17 protein-coding genes are annotated in these 18996 nt (G+C 65.4%); 8 read left to right on the plus strand and 9 right to left on the minus strand.

Annotated features, from left to right (window positions below):
- Nucleotides 1-2: 2 nt before the first annotated feature.
- Both H8F01_RS06155 and H8F01_RS06160 read left to right on the plus strand, forming a co-directional pair.
- Nucleotides 3-941, plus strand: coding sequence for a glycosyltransferase family 2 protein (locus H8F01_RS06155; RefSeq protein WP_187058143.1), 939 nt, complete (start codon nt 3-5; stop codon nt 939-941).
- Between the two features lie 103 nt (nt 942-1044).
- Nucleotides 1045-1473, plus strand: a complete 429-nt coding sequence (locus tag H8F01_RS06160) for a CBS domain-containing protein (protein WP_019467106.1) — start codon at nt 1045-1047, stop codon at nt 1471-1473.
- Nucleotides 1474-1476: 3 nt separating this feature from the next.
- Here H8F01_RS06160 and H8F01_RS06165 read toward each other — a convergent pair whose 3' ends face one another.
- Nucleotides 1477-2748 (minus strand): NTP/NDP exchange transporter, encoded by a 1272-nt coding sequence (locus H8F01_RS06165; RefSeq protein ID WP_238481239.1) that lies wholly within the window; start codon nt 2746-2748, stop codon nt 1477-1479.
- Nucleotides 2749-2861: 113 nt separating this feature from the next.
- On the opposite strand from H8F01_RS06165, the gene H8F01_RS06170 reads away from it, so the two are divergent.
- The gene (locus H8F01_RS06170) at nt 2862-4466 is read left to right on the plus strand and encodes a GMC family oxidoreductase (protein ID WP_187058145.1); all 1605 of its coding nucleotides are present in this window, start codon (nt 2862-2864) and stop codon (nt 4464-4466) included.
- A 157-nt stretch (nt 4467-4623) separates the two neighbouring features.
- A complete protein-coding gene (locus tag H8F01_RS06175; RefSeq protein ID WP_187058146.1) occupies nt 4624-5928 on the plus strand; it encodes a serine hydrolase domain-containing protein in 1305 nt (434 codons plus the stop codon).
- Nucleotides 5929-6012: 84 nt separating this feature from the next.
- Here H8F01_RS06175 and H8F01_RS06180 read toward each other — a convergent pair whose 3' ends face one another.
- The 6 genes from H8F01_RS06180 to cysD form a co-directional block, all read right to left on the minus strand.
- On the minus strand, nt 6013-7056 hold the full coding sequence (locus H8F01_RS06180; RefSeq protein ID WP_187058147.1) for an energy transducer TonB: 1044 nt from the start codon (nt 7054-7056) through the stop codon (nt 6013-6015).
- A 332-nt stretch (nt 7057-7388) separates the two neighbouring features.
- Complete coding sequence (metJ, locus tag H8F01_RS06185) at nt 7389-7979, minus strand: met regulon transcriptional regulator MetJ (protein ID WP_187058148.1); 591 nt, start codon at nt 7977-7979, stop codon at nt 7389-7391.
- Between the two features lie 626 nt (nt 7980-8605).
- Nucleotides 8606-9001 carry a glycine cleavage system protein GcvH gene (gene gcvH / locus H8F01_RS06190; protein WP_187058149.1) on the minus strand — a complete coding sequence of 132 codons (396 nt, stop codon included), beginning with the start codon at nt 8999-9001 and terminating at the stop codon, nt 8606-8608.
- Nucleotides 9002-9104: 103 nt separating this feature from the next.
- The gene (gene gcvT / locus H8F01_RS06195; protein WP_187058150.1) at nt 9105-10205 is read right to left on the minus strand and encodes a glycine cleavage system aminomethyltransferase GcvT; all 1101 of its coding nucleotides are present in this window, start codon (nt 10203-10205) and stop codon (nt 9105-9107) included.
- Nucleotides 10206-10414: 209 nt separating this feature from the next.
- Entirely contained in the window at nt 10415-12304 is a 1890-nt protein-coding gene (gene cysC / locus H8F01_RS06200) for an adenylyl-sulfate kinase (protein WP_187058151.1), read from the minus strand.
- Nucleotides 12304-13206, minus strand: a complete 903-nt coding sequence (gene cysD / locus H8F01_RS06205; RefSeq protein WP_187058152.1) for a sulfate adenylyltransferase subunit CysD — start codon at nt 13204-13206, stop codon at nt 12304-12306. Before cysD ends, cysC begins: the two co-directional genes overlap by 1 nt.
- Nucleotides 13207-13398: 192 nt before the next feature.
- Here cysD and H8F01_RS06210 point away from each other — a divergent pair, with 192 nt between their 5' ends.
- Genes H8F01_RS06210 through H8F01_RS06225 form a run of 4 tightly spaced genes read left to right on the plus strand, consistent with a single transcriptional unit; the run spans nt 13399 to nt 16916 of the window.
- Nucleotides 13399-14544: an MlaE family ABC transporter permease gene (locus H8F01_RS06210; protein WP_187058153.1), complete on the plus strand. Its 1146-nt coding sequence runs from the start codon at nt 13399-13401 to the stop codon at nt 14542-14544.
- Nucleotides 14541-15356 (plus strand): ABC transporter ATP-binding protein, encoded by an 816-nt coding sequence (locus H8F01_RS06215; protein WP_238481166.1) that lies wholly within the window; start codon nt 14541-14543, stop codon nt 15354-15356. Before H8F01_RS06210 ends, H8F01_RS06215 begins: the two co-directional genes overlap by 4 nt.
- 1 nt (nt 15357) lies before the next feature.
- Nucleotides 15358-16296, plus strand: coding sequence for an MlaD family protein (locus H8F01_RS06220; protein WP_187058154.1), 939 nt, complete (start codon nt 15358-15360; stop codon nt 16294-16296).
- The gene (locus H8F01_RS06225; RefSeq protein WP_187058155.1) at nt 16293-16916 is read left to right on the plus strand and encodes an ABC-type transport auxiliary lipoprotein family protein; all 624 of its coding nucleotides are present in this window, start codon (nt 16293-16295) and stop codon (nt 16914-16916) included. The genes H8F01_RS06220 and H8F01_RS06225 overlap by 4 nt, the downstream gene beginning before the upstream one ends.
- Before the next feature lie 4 nt (nt 16917-16920).
- Here the strand turns inward: H8F01_RS06225 and H8F01_RS06230 are convergent, their stop codons facing one another.
- On the minus strand, nt 16921-17550 hold the full coding sequence (locus H8F01_RS06230; protein WP_187058156.1) for an alpha-ketoglutarate-dependent dioxygenase AlkB family protein: 630 nt from the start codon (nt 17548-17550) through the stop codon (nt 16921-16923).
- 20 nt (nt 17551-17570) lie between these two features.
- A complete protein-coding gene (locus H8F01_RS06235) occupies nt 17571-18968 on the minus strand; it encodes an amidase (RefSeq protein WP_187058157.1) in 1398 nt (465 codons plus the stop codon).
- Between the last annotated feature and the right edge of the window lie 28 nt (nt 18969-18996).

Consider the following 18996-nt stretch of genomic DNA (forward strand, 5'->3'; position numbering starts at 1 on the left):
CCATGCCACGCCTCACCGTCGTCGTGCCCGCCTATAACGAAGCCGCCGTACTGGAGATTTTCCACGCGCGGCTGGGAAGCGTGCTGGCCGAGCTCCCGCTGGACTGCGACGTGCTCTACATCGATGACGGCAGCAGCGACACCACCTGGGAGCTGATTGGCGCATTAGCCGCAAGAGACAGCCGCATTGGCGCGCTCAAACTGTCGCGCAACTTCGGCAAGGAGGCTGCGCTCACCGCAGGCCTGGACCATGTCGATGCCGATGCGGCCGTGGTCATCGATGCCGATCTGCAGGACCCGCCGGAACTGATTCCCGCCCTGGTCGAACGCTGGCGCGAGGGCTTCGACGTGGTCTACGCCACCCGCTCTGCACGCGAGGGCGAAACCGGCTTCAAGAAGTTCACTTCCGCCCTGTTCTACCGGAGCATGGAGCGCGTCTCGGACACGCGCCTGCCCCGCGACACCGGTGACTTCCGGCTACTGTCCCGCCGCGCACTGGACGCCTTGCACCAGCTGCGCGAGCGCCAGCGCTTCATGAAAGGCCTGTTCACCTGGATCGGTTACCGCCAGACGGCCGTCCATTACCTGCGCGAACCGCGCCAGGCGGGCGTGACCAAGTGGAATTACTGGCGGCTGCTGCAGCTGGCCATCGAGGGTTTCACCTCCTTCTCCACGGCGCCGCTGCGACTCGCCACCTGGGTGGGCATGGCGGCATCGCTGCTGGCCTTTCTGTTCGGGATCTGGGTGTTCGGCAAAGCCTTGCTGTTCGGCGACGTGGTGCACGGCTACCCGTCGCTGATGGTGGTGATCCTGTTCATGGGCGGCGTGCAGATGCTGGCCCTGGGCGTGATCGGCGAGTACCTGGGACGCAACTACGCCGAGAGCAAGCAGCGGCCGCTGTACTTCATCGAGGAAAAACGCACGCCCCGCGCGCGCTCCTGAGGGCTGCCCTGCCCGCGCTTCACGCCGGGCCAACACCACGTCCCCACGGCGGCGCTAGACTCTTTCCATGCGGCCGGATGGCGGCCTCCCGAGAGGTGCAAGCATGCGACAGGTCAAGCATTTGCTGGAAGGCAAGGGCACCGACATCTTCAGCATCGCACCGGACGCGCCCGTACTCGAAGCGATCAAGCACATGGCGGAGCGACGTGTCGGCGCGCTGCTGGTGATGCGCGGCGAACGGCTGGTCGGCATCGTTTCCGAGCGTGACTACGCGCGGAAAGTGATCCTGCAGGGTCGCTCCTCCGCGCAAACCGCGGTCTCCGAAATCATGAGCAGCCCGGCGCTCACCGTGGGGCCGGATACCGACGTGTTCGACTGCATGCGCCTGTGCACCGACAGCCGTATCCGCCACCTGCCCGTGGTCAGCGGCGATCGCGTGGTCGGCGTGATTTCGATCGGCGACCTGGTGAAGGAAGTGATCGACGCCCAGGCCGAACAGATCGAACAGCTGCAGCGTTACATCACCAGCTGAGCGTCAGGCCTCGGCCGGGTTTGACGGGTGTGCCGACGCTTTGGCGACCTGCTGCTCTGGCAGCAGGTCGGGTGAGCGGGCTGCGCGCGCCGCCACCCAGGTAGCCAGCGCGGACACGCCCGCGCCGATGCCTGCCATGCCGGTGGCGGCCACGCCCAGCGTGCCCAGCAGGCTCACGCCACTGGTGACCAGCACGTCGCCAAAGCGCCAGATGGCCGTCTCCACGAAGTTCTTGCCCTTGTAGCGCGTTTCGCGCGGCACCCGGGTGTACAACGCATCCACCGCGGGCTTGGTCATGCCGTAGGCGAAGCCGCGCGAGCCCACCATCATGATCGAAAGCATCGGCACCACCAGGCCGAGCAGGTTCACGTTGCCGATGCCAAGCACGACCACGAGCAACAGCAGTACGAAATTGACCAGCGAAGGGACCACCAGCGCCGCTCCCGCGCCCTTGCGGATCAGCAACCAGCGCGTGAGCGTGAGCTGCAGCACGACGCCCAGCAGGTTCGCCGCAAGGTCCAGGTCGTTGTAGAACGAGGTACGCGCGATGCGATCGGGAATGTGCGCCTTGGTGTAGTCGGCCATCAGGGCGTAGGCCAGCGTACCGATGCCATCGCCCAGCACCATCAGGATGGCCATGTAACGCAGGAACGGGCGCGTCCACAGCTCCTTGATGCCGGCCCAGAGCGAACCACCGATAACCTCGCCGTCACGCGCCTCGGCGCGGCAATCGTGTCGCGACGACAGGTTCAGCAACAGGACCAGTGCGAACACCAGCGCCGCCGCCGAGACCACCAGCAAGGCCGCCACGCCAATCACCTGCACCAGTGCCTTGGTCACCAGCGGACCGAAGATGGCACCGGCCATGCCGCCCAACGCAATCAACGGGAAGATGCGCCGCGCCTGCACGCTCTGGAAGATGTCGGCCATGAAACTCCAGAACAGCGACACCACGAACAGGTTGAACACGCTGACCCAGATGAAGAACCCCACGCCGAGCGCACGCGCGCCGATGCGGTCCTGCGCCATGAAAGCCGGCACGAAGGCCAGCAGGCAGGCCACGAAAAAGCTGTAGCTCCAGCCCAGCAGGCGCCTGCGCGGAAAGTGCGACACCAGCGCACCGAACACCGGCGTCAGCAGCAGCATCACGCCGAACGTGCTGGCGTAGAACAAAGGAAGCGATTGGGAACCGACGGCGCCGCTGAGCTGGTCGCGCACAGGCCGGATGATGTAGTAAGCCGTCATCACGAAGAAAAAGGCCACCGCAGAAAGAATCGATGCGAGGCCTTCGTTCGCTGCGGCAGGTCGGGGGGTATTCACCGGCGTTTCCAGCGTGGGTCCGGTACAGACTAGCATGCCGGTATGACGGGCAAGGATCAGGGGGCGAGGTGATCTACGACTACATCATCGTGGGCGCGGGTTCGGCAGGTTGCGTGCTGGCCAACCGCCTCAGTGCCGACGGTACGAAGCGCGTGTTGTTGCTGGAGGCCGGTCCATCGGACTGGCATCCGTTGATCCACATGCCCGCCGGCATCGCACGCCTGGCCAACAACCGCCGCCTCAACTGGAGTTACCGCACCGAGCCGGAGGCCCAGTTGAACGGGCGCACCTTGTGGTGGCCGCGCGGCAAGACCCTGGGTGGCTCCAGCTCGATCAACGCCATGTGCTACATCCGCGGTGTGGCCGGCGACTATGACCGCTGGGCGGAAGCCACCGGCGACGCGCGCTGGTCGTGGGAAAACGTACTGCCATGGTTCCGGCGCAGCGAGGACCAGGCGCGTGGCACCAGTGAACTTCACGGCAGCGGCGGGCCGCTGGGCGTCAGTGATCTGCGCTATCACAACCGCTTGTCCGAGGTGTTCATCGACAGCGCGATCACCGCGGGCTTGCCGCGTAACGACGATTTCAACGGTCCAAGCCAGGCCGGCTTTGGCTTCTATCAGGTAACCCAGCGCAACGGTGCGCGCTGCTCAACCGCCGTGGCCTATCTGCGGCCGGTACGCGAGCGCAGCAATCTCGAGATTCGCACGGGCGCACTGGTGGCGCGCGTGGTCATCGAACGCGGCCGCGCCCTCGGCGTGCAGCTGCAGGGCAGCAAGACCGTCATCGAAGCGGGCGATGTCATCCTGGCCGGTGGCGCGGTGAATACGCCGCAGGTGCTGATGCTGTCTGGCGTGGGGCCGGCCGATCACCTGCGCGAACACGGCATCGGCGTGCAAGTCGACCAACCGGAGATCGGTGCGAACCTGCAGGATCACCTGGACATCTGCACGCTGGACGGCAGCACGCAGAAGATCACGTACGACCATCTCAACGAGCTGGCTGCTGGCTGGCGCTTCCTGCGTCATCGCGAAGGGCCGGGCACCTCCAACGTCGCCGAAGCCGGCGGTTTCGTGCGCAGCCGGCTCGCCACCGACGAACGCTGCGACCTGCAGTTCCATTTCGTGCCGGCGCTGCTCGACGACCATGGCCGGCACCGCCTGCCCGGCTACGGATACACCGTGCACGCGTGCTACCTGCATCCGCGCAGCCGGGGCCAGCTGCGGCTGCGCTCGGCCAACCCCGCCCAACCTATCGCCATCCATGCCAACTACCTGAGCGATGCGGAAGGGCACGACCTGCAGCGCATGATCGAAGGCGCGCGGCTGTCGCGCGACATCCTCTCGCAGCCGGGCTTCGCTCCCTTCCGCGGCAAGCCGGTGTTCCCGGAGCAGGCGATCACCAGCGACGCGAAGTACGCCGCGTTCATCCGGCGGAAAGCCGAAACGATCTATCACCCGGTCGGCACCTGTCGCATGGGTAAGGATGCGAACTCGCCGCTGAACAGCGAGATGTGTGTCCGCGGCCTTGAGAACCTGCGTGTGGTGGACGCATCAGTGATGCCCAGCCTGCCCAGCGGCAACACCAATGCGCCCGTCATCATGATTGCCGAGCGCGCCAGCGAGCTGATCCTGAACGGAAACAAGCCCGCGGCCCGCCGATCTTCGGATTAGCGTCCATCCACCGTCCGGACAGCGGATTTTCAACCGCCCCTGCGTTACTCTCGGCCGGTCGTCATGGATGAACCCGGCTCGCACGACCCAAGGCCCGGCTCTTTCCGAGCTGTTTTTCGACCAGGTGTCCCATCGACGCCCATCACTATCGAACAGCATGACGTTTCGCACGCTTCCACTGCTCATCGCCGCCACGCTGGCCTTCGCCGGTACGACATCGCTCGTGCGCGCGGCCACCCCGACGAACGAAGCCAGTGTCCCCACATCATCGCAAGGCGTGCCCGCCGATCGCATGAAGGACACCCTCGCCGCCTATCAGCAATGGCTGGATCGGCTTGACCAGCGCAACGCCGTCGCGGGCCTGGCCACCGCCGTGGTGGCCGACAACAAGGTGGTGTTCGAGGGCACCATCGGTTATGCCGACGCCGCCACGCGCGAGCCGGTCACGCCCGAGACGGTGTTTCGCCTGGCCTCCCTGTCCAAGGCCTTCGCCACCGCGCTTACCGGCGTGCTGGTGAACGACGGCAAGCTCTCCTGGGATACCAAGCTGGTCTCGGTGCTGCCCTTCTTCCGGCTCAAGAGCGACAGCGCCGCAGAACACGCCACGGTGCGCGACATCCTCGGCCAGCGTCTGGGCCTGCCCAAGAACACCTACGACAACATGCTCGAAGAGAACGTGTCGTACGAAGAACTGGCGCGCCGCCTGGATGAGGTCACGCTGACCTGCGATGTCGGTCAGTGTTACGGCTACCAGAACATCGCCTTCAGCCTGATCGGCGACGTGGTCTACGCGCAGACCGGCGACTTCTTCACACGCCAGGTCGACAAGAACATCTTTTTTCCGCTGGGCATGAAAACGGCCAGCTACGGTCGCGAGGGGCTCGAGGCCAGCAAGAGCTGGGCGCACCCGCATCGACCCAGCGGCAACGGCTGGATTCCGTTCGAACCCAAGGAAGCGTATTACCGCGTGGCTCCTGCCGCCGGCGTCAACGCCAGCCTCAAGGACATGGAGCAGTGGCTGATCGCACAGATGGGCGGGCGACCCGACGTGCTGCCGCCAGCGCTGCTGGCCACGCTGCACGCGCCCGAGGTGGCCACGCCCGTGGAGATGCATTCCGCACCCTGGCGACGCGCGCGCCTTGAGGACGCCTCGTATGCCCTGGGCTGGCGCGTGTTCGACTACGAGGGTGAAACCTTGATCTTCCACGCGGGAGCCGTCGAGGGTTATCGCACCATGATCGGCTTCCTGCCGAAATACCACGTCGGCATGGTGATGATGTGGAATTCCGCCGATCCCCTGCCCGCCGGCCTGCTACCCATGGTGTTCGACAGCCTGCTCGGCCTGCCGCACGTGGACTGGGCCGGCATCGAAAGCGACGCGCCCACCACGCACACCACTGCCAAGGGCAAGGCGCGCCACAAGGGCAAGACCGCCGCCACCACCAGCAACGGCACCAACTGAGTACCGCTCAAACGAAAGCGCCGCAGGAAACCCTGCGGCGCTTGTGCGTTGCATGGTCCTGCCGCCGCAGCGGCAGGACGTCCGTCAATTGAGCTTGAAGACGATGCGGCGCTTGTCCTGCGACGGAACCGGATTGCCGTCCTGCGTCGCCGGCTGGAACTTCCAGCGGCTCACCGCCTCCGTGGCAGCGCGGTCGAACACATGGCGCGGCTCGGCATCCACCACCTTCACGTCGTCCACCGTGCCTTCCGGCGTGATGGTGAAGGTCACCTCCACCCAGCCTTCCTGGTTCGCACGGACGGCGGTAGTGGGATAGCGCGGAGCCACATTGCGCAACAGCACCGCCGGATGCGTACCACCGGCGCTAGCCGCCGCCGTATTGCTGGCTGTGGCTGCCGTGGACGCCGCCTGCTGCTGGCGGGATGCTTCGCTGGCCTGTTGCTGCTGGCTGGCACGTGCCTGCGCCGCACGCTGGTCAGCCAGCGCCTTCTGCTGCGCTTCGGCCGCGAGGCGATCGGATTCAGCCTTGTCGGACACCGCCTTCTGCGCCGCCAGTTGCTGCTGCTTTTCCTTGTCCGAAGCCAGCTGCTGCTCACGATCCAGCAGCTTGCGCTGGGCATCGAGCTTGGAACGCAGGATGGTCAGCGTGTAGTTGGCAGGGTCGGCCCTCGCCAACAGGTCGATCTGGCGCTGGGCTTCGTTGAAGTCGCGCTGGTTGATCGCCTGCTCAGCCACGCTGGCGCCCACCGGGAAGGTTTCGCGCAGGGCGTCGGCGGCCACCTGGTTGCCCGGCTGCTTCTCCAGCACCTTCAGGTAGAACTCGAAGGCGTTGTTGCCTGCGGGCGCAAGCAGGCGCTGCTCGTTCACCGCCTTGCGGGCTTCGGCGAGCAGCTGGTTCATGCTCATGGCCGCCACGTTGACCGGCGGTGGCGGCGCTTCGGCACCGACCTTCACCGGTGTCGACGGGTGCGCGCCGAGGTCGGCCGCGACCATGTCCATGTGCGGCTTGATGATGAGGAACCAGGACGCTGCGCCGAGAACGGCGATCACAGCGACAATGGCAATGGCAGCGGGCCGAATGGCCCCACGCGCGTGACGACGCACGTGATGTTTGTATCGGGTATCCATGAGCTCTCACCGAGTGGCATCAGATACCCGCGCTTTTTCCCCCTGTGAATCCAGGAGCGGCAAGCCCCCCAGGCTAGCCGCGGCGCGGATGTGTGAAAGGTAACCGTAACGAAGCACTACGGCAAATCGCACGTCGCGTCGGCGACGGAGCGCACAGCTGGCCAGCTTCGCCGGATACAGGAGGGAGGCCGCGGCCGCTAGGAAATTTTCTTACCCCAGAAACGAAGCGTCCCGGCAAGGGCCGGGACGAGTCGCTCTTTCGAATGACTCTCCCCGCGCTGGGCACCGCGGGGAGAAAAGTCGTTCTTGCTGCTTCTTATTAAGAGTAAAGCTTACTTCTTGGCCTTGGGGGCCTTGGCAACCTTCGGGGCCTTCGCAGCCTTGGTGGCCTTCACAACCTTGGCAGCGGCAGCCTTCTTCACGACGCGCTTGGCAGCAGCCTTCTTCACGACGCGCTTGGCAGCAGCCTTCTTCACAACCTTCTTGGCGACGGCCTTCTTGACCGCACGCTTCACGGCGGCCTTCTTGACGGCGCGCTTGACAGCGGCCTTCTTCACGGCGCGCTTCACAACGGCCTTCTTCACGGCGCGCTTCACAGCGGCCTTCTTCACGGCGCGCTTCACGGCGGCCTTCTTGACCGCCTTCTTGGCGACCAGCTTCTTTGCAACGGCTTTCTTGGCAGTGGCCATAATTCGTCTCAGCTCCTCATCAGTTGGCAGTGGTTGCCCAGTAAAAGCATGCAGGAACGCCTCCACCAGCAAATCGCTGTTGGTGGCGTGCCGAAGATTGTTCACCTGACGACGGGTGCGTTCGTCAGACAGGGGCCTCAGAACGTGCAACGGAATCGAGACCGTGATCTTGCGTACTGCGCCGGCCTTTTCTCCATGCTCGATATAAGGCTTGATGAATTTCGATGTTGCCATGGCACCCGTTCTCCGTGTTCCGATGCGAAAGCTATTCCTGAAGATTTCAACTGTCAATTGATTTTAACCACGAAATCAATCCGTTTCACCCACCCCCAGGAGGGTCCAAACCCCCGCCAGACAAGGCCTTACGGGGGTTCAAGGGCATTTTCATTTGGACGTCCATACACCCAGATTTAAATGCATTACCGATTACTTGTATTTGATTAAAACCGCTTAAAACAAGGCATTTTGTCTTTCCACTGCCATGTGCACTGCAGCACGCCTGTCTCACAAACCGAGACACATCAGGCACATGCCGGGCAAGCCCCGGCGGAGCCTTCCTGGATGAACAAAAGTCGACTGAAAATTTTTTTTGGGCGACCGGCCCGAACAGCCTCTCCGGACCGCCTTGAAGGGTGTCGAAGGCACCGAAGCGGGGCGACCGTCGATTCGCACCCGATGTCGGCCGCACACCGTTCCGGACTTCTATCGGCATGGACGGCGACAACTGCAGTACGAAAAAACACTGCTTCCGTTGTTGCCCGGACCACCCGGCGAACGTCGAAAAACTTCCCGACGTCACCTCAAAAAAGACGCCGGCCGCTTGAGGCGGCCGGCGTCGGGCGAAGCGTCGAAAGCCGGGCTTAGTGGTCTTCGTTCTCGACCAGCTCTGCGTAAGCATCGGCGTCGAGCAGCTCGTTGAGTTCGCCGCGATCGCTCGCGCGGACCAGGAAGATCCAGCCGTCGCCGAAAGCATCTTCGTTGATGGTTTCCGGCTTGTCGTTGAGGTTCTCGTTGACCGCGACGATTTCGCCGGAGACCGGGCTGTAGATGTCAGAGGCCGCCTTGACCGACTCGACCACGGCCACGCCGTGACCGGCCTGGACGCTCGCGCCGATCTCCGGCAGTTCGACGTACACCAGGTCGCCGAGCTGGCCCTGGGCATGGTCGGAGATACCCACGCGCACCAGGCCGTCGTCTTCGACGCGGGCCCATTCGTGGGACTTGAGGAACTTCAGATCGCCGGGAATCTCGCTCATGATCGGGTCCAATCGTTGATGTGGGATCGGGGTGGAGTGCCAATTCTAGCCGCTCCACCCGGTTGGCAACACGGGCCTCGCCCGCGCTACCGAAGGTGGAAAATCAGATGCCCTCGCAGGGCTTGCCGTCGCGGACGAACGGGTACTTCACCACGCGCACCGGCACTTCCTTGCCACGGATATCGACGCGCACGTCGCCCGGCTCGCCCACCGGAATGCGCGCAAACGCCACCGCCTTGTTGAGCGTGGGGGCGAAGCTGCCCGAGAGGATCTCGCCCGTGCCGTTGGCGGTAAGCACCGGCTGGCCGTGGCGCAGCACGCCCTTGTCGTCGAGCACCAGGCCGACCATCACGCGCTGTACACCGGCTGCCTTCTGCGACTCGAGCGCCTTGCGGCCGATGAAGTCGCGGCCCTCGTCCAGGGCGATGGTCCAGCCGAGGTTGGCTTCCCACGGCGACACCGTTTCGTCCATGTCCTGGCCGTAGAGGTTCATGCCCGCCTCGAGGCGCAGCGTGTCACGCGCACCCAGGCCGGCCGGCGCAACGCCGGCGGCAGCGAGTGCCTGCCACAGGGCCACGGCGTGCTCCTGCGGCACGACGATCTCGAAGCCGTCTTCACCGGTATAGCCGGTACGGGCGACGAACAACGGCATGCCATGCGGGCCTTGCGCGGCGGCGGCGGCGAACTTGCCGAGCTTGTTGATGCGCTCATGGTCGACCTCGGCCAGCACGCTGATCGCCTTGGCGCGGGCGTTCGGACCCTGCACGGCGATCATGGCGAAGTCCGGGCGCTCCTTGACCTCGACACCGAAGGCCTTGGCCTGCGCTTCGATCCACGCCAGGTCCTTGGCGCGGGTAGCGGCGTTCACCACCAGGCGGAAGAACTCCTCGCCGAGGAAATAGACGATCAGGTCGTCGATCACCCCACCCTGCTCGTTGAGCATGCACGAGTACAGCGCCTTGCCCTGCACCTTCAGCTTGTCCACGCTGTTGGCCAGCAGGTGGCGCAGGAACTCGCGCGTACGCGTGCCGTGCAGGTCGACCACGGTCATGTGCGAGACGTCGAACATGCCGGCATCGCGACGGACGGCGTGGTGTTCCTCGATCTGCGAGCCGTAGTTGATCGGCATGTCCCAACCGCCGAAATCGACCATGCGCGCGCCGAGGGCGCGGTGGGTGTCGTTGAGTATGGTCTTGTCGGTCATCGCCGTGGTGCCCTGGGGAAAGAAACATTATCGCCGGGGCCACGGACACATTCCAAGCCAAGCGCGCCAGGCACTTACCGTGCGTTGGCGTATTCGTCGCGCTTCGTGCAGCGCAGCATGCGCCCGAGCAGATTCATAGCGCCACCGCTGTCATCCCCGCAGGATCAGGGATGACAGCGGACACCATCAGGCGATACGACGGCGCGCGCTCAGGCTGAGCGCGGCGCGTGCCCCAGCCCCGCGAGCAACTGATCGACCACCTGCTCGGCCAGCTGCTCCGGACGCAAGCCTGCGGTCAGCAGGTGCAGCTCGGCATTCTCAGGCGCCTCGTAAGGCGAGTCGATGCCGGTGAAGTTGACGATCTCGCCTGCGCGGGCCTTGCGATAGAGACCCTTCGGGTCGCGGCGCTCGCATTCATCCAGCGTGGTATCGACGAAGACCTCGAGGAACTCACCCTCCTCGAACAGCCCGCGCGCGAACTGGCGCTCGCTCTGGAACGGCGAGATGACACACACCAGCACGATCAGCCCGGCGTCGACCATCAGGTGCGCCACCTCCGCGACACGGCGGACGTTCTCCACGCGCGCCTCGGGCGTGAAGCCCAGATCCTTGTTCAACCCATGGCGCAGGTTGTCACCGTCCAGCATATAGGTGTGGTAGCCAAGCGAATGCAGGCGACGCTCCACCAGGTTGGCGATGGTGGACTTGCCCGCACCGGACAGGCCGGTGAACCACAGGCAGCGCGGCGACTGGCCTTTGCTCACGCTGCGCGCTTCCTTGTCCAGGTCGGTGTGCTGCCAGTGCACGTTGGAGGCGCGGCGCAGCGCGAAATCCAGCATGCCGCAGCCCACCGTGGCATGGGTGGTGCGGTCGATCAGGATGAAGCCACCCAGGGTGCGGCTGTCCGCATACGACTCGAACGGGATGGCGTGGTCCAGGTCGATGTTGCAGTAGCCGACCTCGTTGAGGTCGAGGCGTCGCGCCGCCAGTTCGGCCTGCGTGTTCACGTCGACCTTGTGCTTGATCGAGGTGATGCGCGCATTCACCGTGCGCGAGCCGATCTTCAGCCAGTAGGCGCGGTTGGGCAGCAGCGACTCGTCGCCCATCCACAGCACATGGGCGGCGAACTGGTCCGCCACGGGTGCGGGGCGGGCGGCATCGGCGATGACGTCGCCGCGGCTGGCGTCGATCTCGCGGTCGAGCGTGAGCGTCACCGCCTGGCCGGCCACGGCCTCCGACAGGTCGCCGTCGGCCGTAACGATGCGTTCCACCCGAGCCCGGCGCATGGCCGGCTGCACCACGATCTCCGAGCCCACCGCGAGGCGGCCGCCGCACACGGTGCCGGCATAGCCGCGGAACGAGGCATCGGGGCGGTTCACCCATTGCACCGGCATGCGGAAGTCTTCCGCCTGGGCCACCGTGGTGTCGGCCGACTCCAGCAGCTCAAGCAGGGTCGGCCCCTGGTACCAAGGCAGGCGCGACGAGGCCTTGCCCACGTTGTCACCACCGGGCGCGATCACCGGCAGGCAATGCACGCTGGTCAGGCCGAGCTGGTCGGCCAGCTCGCGGTATTCGTGGGTAATTGCCGCATAGATGTCTTCGCGGGCATCGACCAGATCCATCTTGTTCACCGCCAGGATCACCTGGCGTATGCCCATCAGGGCACAGATATAGCTGTGCCGGCGCGTCTGCGGCAGCAGGCCCTTGCGGGCATCCACCAGCACCACGGCCAGCTGGGCAGTGGACGCGCCGGTGGCCATGTTACGGGTGTACTGCTCGTGGCCCGGGCAGTCCGCCACGATGAAGCTGCGCCGCGGCGTGTGGAAATAGCGGTAGGCCACGTCGATGGTGATGCCCTGCTGTCGCTCGGCATCCAGGCCGTCGGTCAGCAGGGAGAAGTCCAGCGCGTCCGGCGACTCCGCATGCAGCTTGCGGCTGTCGCGGGCCAGCGCGACCAGCTGGTCATCCGGCACCATGCCGGCGTCGTACAGCAGGCGGCCGAGCAGTGTGCTCTTGCCGTCGTCCACGCTGCCGCAAGTGATGAAGCGCAGCAGGCCGGTGTCCGGGGCGGCGTTCTTGGTGGCATCGGTCATGGCCATCAGAAGTAGCCCTCCTGCTTCTTGCGCTCCATGGAAGCCGTACCGTCGTTGTCGATCACCCGGCCCTGGCGTTCGGAGCTGCGGGAAGCAGCCATCTCATCAATGATCTGGTCCAGCGTGTCAGCGGTGGATTCCACTGCGCCCGTGAGCGGGTAGCACCCCAGCGTGCGGAAGCGCACGTTGCGCATCTCGACCGTCTCGCCCTCGCGCAGGGTGAAGCGCTCGTCGTCCACCATGATGAGTGCCCCATCACGGGCAACCACCGGGCGAGGTTTGGCGAAATACAACGGCACCACCGGAATGCGCTCACGACGGATGTAATGCCACACATCCATCTCGGTCCAGTTCGACAAGGGGAAAACACGCACACTCTCGCCCTTGTGGATGCGGGTGTTGAAGTTGTGCCAGAGCTCCGGACGCTGGTGCTTGGGGTCCCAGCGATGCTGGGCATTGCGGAAGGAAAACACCCGCTCCTTGGCGCGGGACTTTTCCTCGTCACGGCGCGCACCACCGATGGCGGCATCGAAGCCGTACTTGTCCAGCGCCTGCTTGAGCGCCACGGTTTTCATCACATCCGTATGCACGGCCGAGCCGTGCGTGAGCGGAGAGATGCCCTGGTTCACGCCGTCCTGGTTGATGTGCACCAGCACGTCCACGTCGCCCGCCGCGGCCACCTCATCGCGGAACGCGATCATCTCGCGGAACTTCCAGGTGGTGTCCACATGCAGCAAAGGCATGGGCGGACGGGCCGGATAGAAGGCCTTGCGCAGCAGATGCAGCAGGACAGAGGAATCCTTGCCGATGGAATACAGCATCACGGGACGCTCGAAGGCGGCCGCCGTTTCGCGAAAGATGTGGATGCTCTCGGCTTCAAGGGCGTCCAGATGGGACATGGAAGACATGCTTGACGTCACAGGTTCCTGGGGGCCCGGCGGCTGCCAGGCGCACGATCAATGGGGCAATTTAGCTGAAAATGGCGGGACGGACAGTGCAGGCACCCACACGGCGTAAGGAAACGCTTCAAGTGCGCCCACGATGACCTCACCATCATTTCGTCACCCGTCCTACGCGACACTCCACTAAGATCGCGCCCCATGAGTACATCGATGGCGACAGGAAGCGCACAACTCGATGCCACGACCACGCCGCCACGCCTGCAAGTGACCGGTGACTGGACGCTGGCCCACTACGCCACGCTGGAACGCACGGTCGATGCACTCAAGCGCAAGCTGGACAAGAACACACCGATCGACCTGAGCGCCCTGGGTGCGCTCGACACCGCCGGCGCGGCCCTGCTCGCCGGCCTGCTTGGTGCTGCCCAGTTGGGCGACCTGGCCACCGCCGACCCGACCCTGCCTGCAGCCCAGAGGGCGTTGCTGCAGACGGTCGGCAAGGCGATGGCTGGCTATGTCGAGCCACGCACGACACGCCGCCAGGACGCCGTGACGGAGGTGCTCGCGCGCATCGGCGCCACCATGGAGACGGTCTGGCACCAGCAGGTGCGCCTGCTCGGTTTCGTCGGCCTGACCCTGGAGAGCCTGACGCGAACCATCCTGCATCCGCGCCGCTGGCGAGTCACCTCCCTGGTGTCGCACATCGAGCAAACCGGGCTGGACGCGGTGCCCATCGTGGCCCTGCTCACCTTCATGGTGGGCGCCGTGGTGGCCTTCCTGGGCTCCACCGTGCTGGCGGACTTCGGTGCCACCATCTATACGGTGGACCTGGTGGCCTTCTCGTTCCTGCGCGAGTTCGCCGTGCTGCTCACCGCCATCCTGATGGCGGGCCGCACCGCCAGCGCCTTCACTGCGCAGATCGGGTCGATGAAGGCCAACGAGGAAATCGACGCCATCCGTGCCCTGGGTCTGGACCCGATGGAACTGCTGGTGCTGCCACGTGTGCTGGCCATGCTGGCCTCGCTGCCCATGCTCACCTTCCTCGCCATGATCGCCGGACTGGTCGGGGGCGGCCTGGTGTGTGCACTGGTGCTCGACATCCCGCCGGTCATGTTCATCAACCTGGTCAAGTCGGACATTGGCGTGCGGCACTTCCTGGTGGGCATTGCCAAGGCACCGGTCTTCGCCTTCCTCATTGCCGTCATCGGCTGCCTGGAAGGCTTCAAGGTGACTGGCAGTGCCGAGTCCGTCGGCGAGCACACCACCTCGAGCGTGGTGCAGTCGATTTTCGTGGTGATCCTGCTCGATGCGCTGGCGGCACTCTTTTACATGGAGATGGGCTGGTGAACGCCGTCGCGAAATCCAAGCCGCAGGAGAACGTGATCCAGGTGCGCGACCTGGTGAACCGCTTCGGCACGCAAACCGTTCACGAGCACCTGGACCTGGATGTCCGCCGGGGCGAGATCCTTGGCGTGGTTGGCGGCTCCGGCACGGGCAAGTCGGTGCTTCTGCGCAGCATCGTGGGATTGCGCCGTCCCACGTCGGGGCAGGTGCACGTGTTCGGCCAGGACCTGCTGAGTCTTTCGCCCAAGCAACGCTCCCTCGTGGAGCGCCGTTTCGGCGTGTTGTTCCAGAACGGCGCATTGTTCTCCTCGCTCAACATCGTCGAGAACGTGGCCATGCCGCTGATCGAGCACGCACACCTTGCACGACCCGATGCGCAGCAGCTGGGCGGCGTGAAGCTGGCGCTTGCTGGCCTGCCCGCGGGCGCGGAATCGAAATACCCCTCGGAACTGTCCGGCGGCATGGTGAAGCGCGCGGCGCTCGCCCGGGCGCTGGCGCTGGATCCGGAGATCCTCTTTCTGGACGAACCCACGGCCGGCCTGGATCCGATCAGCGCTGCCGCGTTCGACCAGCTGATCCTGACCCTGCGCGATGCGCTGGGCCTTACCGTTTTCCTGGTGACCCACGATCTGGACACGCTCTACACCATCTGTGACCGCGTCGCCGTGCTGTCGCAGAAGAAGGTGCTGGTCGTGGGCCCGCTGGACGAGGTCGCCCAGTGCCCGGACCCGTGGGTGCAGTCGTATTTCCATGGTCCGCGCGGCCGCGCCGCCGAAGAAGCGCATGAGCGCGCCCCATCCCCCGAGGTAAAGTGATATGGAAACCCGTGCCCACCACGTATTGATAGGCCTGTTCACGGTGATCGTGGTCGCCGCCGCGCTGCTCTTCGCGCTATGGCTCGCCAAATCCAGCTCGGACCGCCAGTTTGCCGAGTACCAGGTGGTGTTCAACGAGGCGGTCGTCGGCCTCTCGCAGGGCAGCGCCGTGCAGTACAACGGCATCAAGGTCGGCGATGTCACCCAGCTCAAGCTCGACCCCCAGAACCCCAGCAAGGTGCTGGCGCGTATCCGCGTGGGCGGCGACACGCCGGTGAAGCAGGACACCCACGCCAAGCTCACCATGACCGGCGTCACCGGCCTCTCGATCATCCAGCTCAGTGGCGGTTCGCTTGCCAGCAAGCCGCTGGAATCGCGCAACGGCCAGCCGCCCGTGATCGTGGCCGACCCGTCGCCGCTCAGCCGCATCCTTGCCAACGGCGAGGACCTGGTGACCAACATCAATGAGGTGGTGGCGCGCGCCAACATGCTGCTGTCACCGGAGAACACCGAGCGCATCAGCCGCACGCTGGAACACCTGGACAAGGTCACCGGCGCCGTCGCCGACCAGCGTGACGACATCCGCCAGTTGCTGCAGCAACTGGCGCAGGCAAGCAAGCAGGCCAACGAAACGCTGGCGCAGACGGATCAACTGGTGCGCAACGCCAACGGGCTGGTCGATAACCAGGCCCGCGCCGCGCTCGACAGCGCACGCGATGCCATGGGCTCGCTGCAGCACTCGGCCACCACCATCGACCACATGCTCAGCGACAACCGCGCTGCCATCGATGGCGGCCTGCAAGGCTTCAGCGAACTGGGGCCGGCCGTGCGCGAGCTGCGCGATGCGGCGGGTTCGCTGCGCGGCATTTCGCGGCGCTTCGACGACAACCCGGCCGGCTTCCTGCTCGGCCGCGAACGCAACAAGGAGTTTGAGCCATGAGGTTGCTCGCCCATCTTTTCGCCGGGACGGCGATCACCCTGTTGAGCGCATGCTCCGTGCTGCCCAAGTCAGAGCCGCAGGAGATCTATCGCCTGCCCGCTACCGCGCTGCCGCACGACCATGCCGCGCCGGTGAACTGGTCCCTGCGCGTCGATATGCCCAACGCCGAACGCATGATCGACAGCTCGCGCATCACGGTGCTTCCGCAGGGCGACGAGATGAGCGTCTACAAGGGCGCACGCTGGAGCGACACGGCCCCCAAGCTGTTGCGCAACCGTTTCGTCGACGCCTTTCGCGACAACGGACGCATCGCCGAGCTAAGCAGTGACGAGACCAGCCTGCAAGCGGATTACTCCCTGTCGGGTGACCTGCGCGCCTTCCAGTCCGTGTACGAAAACGGCCAGCCTGTGGTGGTAATCCGCTTCGACGCACGACTGGTGAAAAACAACGGGCTGCGCATCGTGGCCAGCCATCGCTTCGACATCACCCAACCAGTCGGGGGCACCAGCGTGCCGCAGGTCGTTGCCGCGTTTGGCCAGGCGACCGACGCACTCGCCTCGCAGCTGGTGAACTGGACGCTGCAACAGCCGCTGGATGCCCACGACGTGCATACAGACTGAGGCATCAACGCAACGAGGCGTCCACCCAGCGGAAGGTCAAATTGAGGCGAGGCCCGGCGGCCTCGCGGGTTCTGGGCAGGTCATGCAGGTAGAGCCGCTGCGTATCGCCCGCCATGCGCAGCAGGCTGCCATGCCCCAGCACGATGCCGAGCACGCCAGCGTGCGCATTTTCCGCACGCGGCTTGAGGCGAAAACGGCGCTCGGTACCCAGACTCAGGGAAGCAATCACCGGCTGCGGCCCGAGCTCCGGTTCGTTGTCGCTATGCCAGCCCATGGAGTCCCGGCCACTGCGGTAAAGATTGGCCAGTACGCTGTTGAAGCGAGCTCCGCAGGCTTGCGCCACGCGATCTCGCAGCGACGCCAGCGCCGGCGTCCAGGGATGCGGCTCAAAGCGCGTGCGTGAATAGACATAGGTGGCGTCCTTGTCCCCTATCCAGCAACTCAGGCGCGGGGAATCCACTTCCCGCCCGAACATGCGGATGCGGTGTACTTCCCACGCAATGTCCGCCTGCAGCTCGGCCAGCAAAGCGTCTGCCTCGTCGCCGCTCAACCACGGCGACCACAACGAAAGCTCGCCACCTGGCAGCGGCAAGGGTTGCCAGCCACTGGCGGAGGTTGGGCCAAACAAATCCATGTGCGCTTACCGGCGACGTATTACTGGATGGCCGGGAACGTCGGCTCCACGTCGAGCGTTGCCGCACACACCGAGGCCAGTTCCAGCAGGCGAAGATCCGAGCCGCGCGCACCGACCAGCTGCAACCCAATGGGCATGCCATCAGGCAGATAGCCCATGGGAATGTTCACCGCCGGGCAGCCGGCCAGGCTGGCGAAGCTGGTGAGATCGGCCTGCGAGTCGGGTACCGGGCCATCGAGCGGGAACGCACCCTGCGGCGTGGTCGGCATCACCAGCACGTCGATCTGCGCAAACAGGCGGCGCATCTTGAGCGTGGCAGCATCCAGCACGCGGTCGGCGGCGGCGTAATCGGCCGCACTCTTGCCGGCGGCGTAACTCAACAGGCGGCGGAAATGTTCCGAAGCCCGATGGTCGGTATCGGCCAGGTCGGCAGCAAAGGTGCCGAGCATCTCCGCCTCCATCAACAGCAGGCCGGCGCGACGCGTGCGGGCGAAATCCCAGTCGTCGAAATCCACGGTGCGGCGCTCGCCCAGCTCGCGCGGCCATTTGTCCAGTGCAGCCTCGAACACGTCCACGACATCACGATGCACGCCAACGGCCGCCAGGTTGGGCAGGAACCCGGCGCGCAGACGGCCAGGCTCCCAGTCCGGCGGCGACAGCGCCACGCGGCGGCGACGCGAACGGGCGTCATCGGCGTCATAGCCGGCCAGCACCTGCAGCAACACGGTGAGGTCGTCCGCGCTGCGCGCCAACAGGCCCACGGTATCCAGGCGGCGCGCCGCCGGCACCATGCCGCGCGCCGAAATCTCGCCGTGCGTCGGTTTGAGCGCATAGACGCCGCAATAGCTCGCGGGAATGCGCACGGAACCCAGGCTGTCCGACCCGATCGCCGCCACTGCCAGGCCGGCCGCCACGGCCGCTGCCGCGCCACCCGACGAACCGCCCGCGGTATAGCCGTGGCGATGCGGATTGTGCGTTGCACCGAAATGCGGATTGTTGGTGACCGCACCCAGCGCACCTTCATCCATGTTGGTCTTGCCGACCAGCACCGCGCCCGAGGCGCGAAGGCGTGCCACCACATGGGCATCGTCGGCCACCGGCGCACCGCGCCCGGCAAGGCCGGCACTGGTGGACCAGCCGGCGACGTCGAAATTGTCCTTCAGTGCGATGGGAAGGCCATCCAGCCGGCCGATCACGCCGTCACGCCGCCGGTGCTGTGCTGCCAGCGCCTGCTCCTGCAGCATGGCCGAGCTGACGTTCACGTAGGCGTTGAGCTGTGGATTGACGCGCTCGATGGCCTCCAGATAGGTCTCGGCCAGTGCCTGCGGCTGGACGCGCTCCACCGCCAGCCAATGCAACAGCTGGCACATGGTGGCCCGACGCAGGTCACGTTCGCTGATCGGTGGCTGCACACTCATGCTCTCTTCCCTGGCTCCGTCAGATGGG

Source organism: Dyella telluris, assembly GCF_014297575.1.
GTDB classification, from domain to species: Bacteria; Pseudomonadota; Gammaproteobacteria; order Xanthomonadales; family Rhodanobacteraceae; genus Dyella; species Dyella telluris.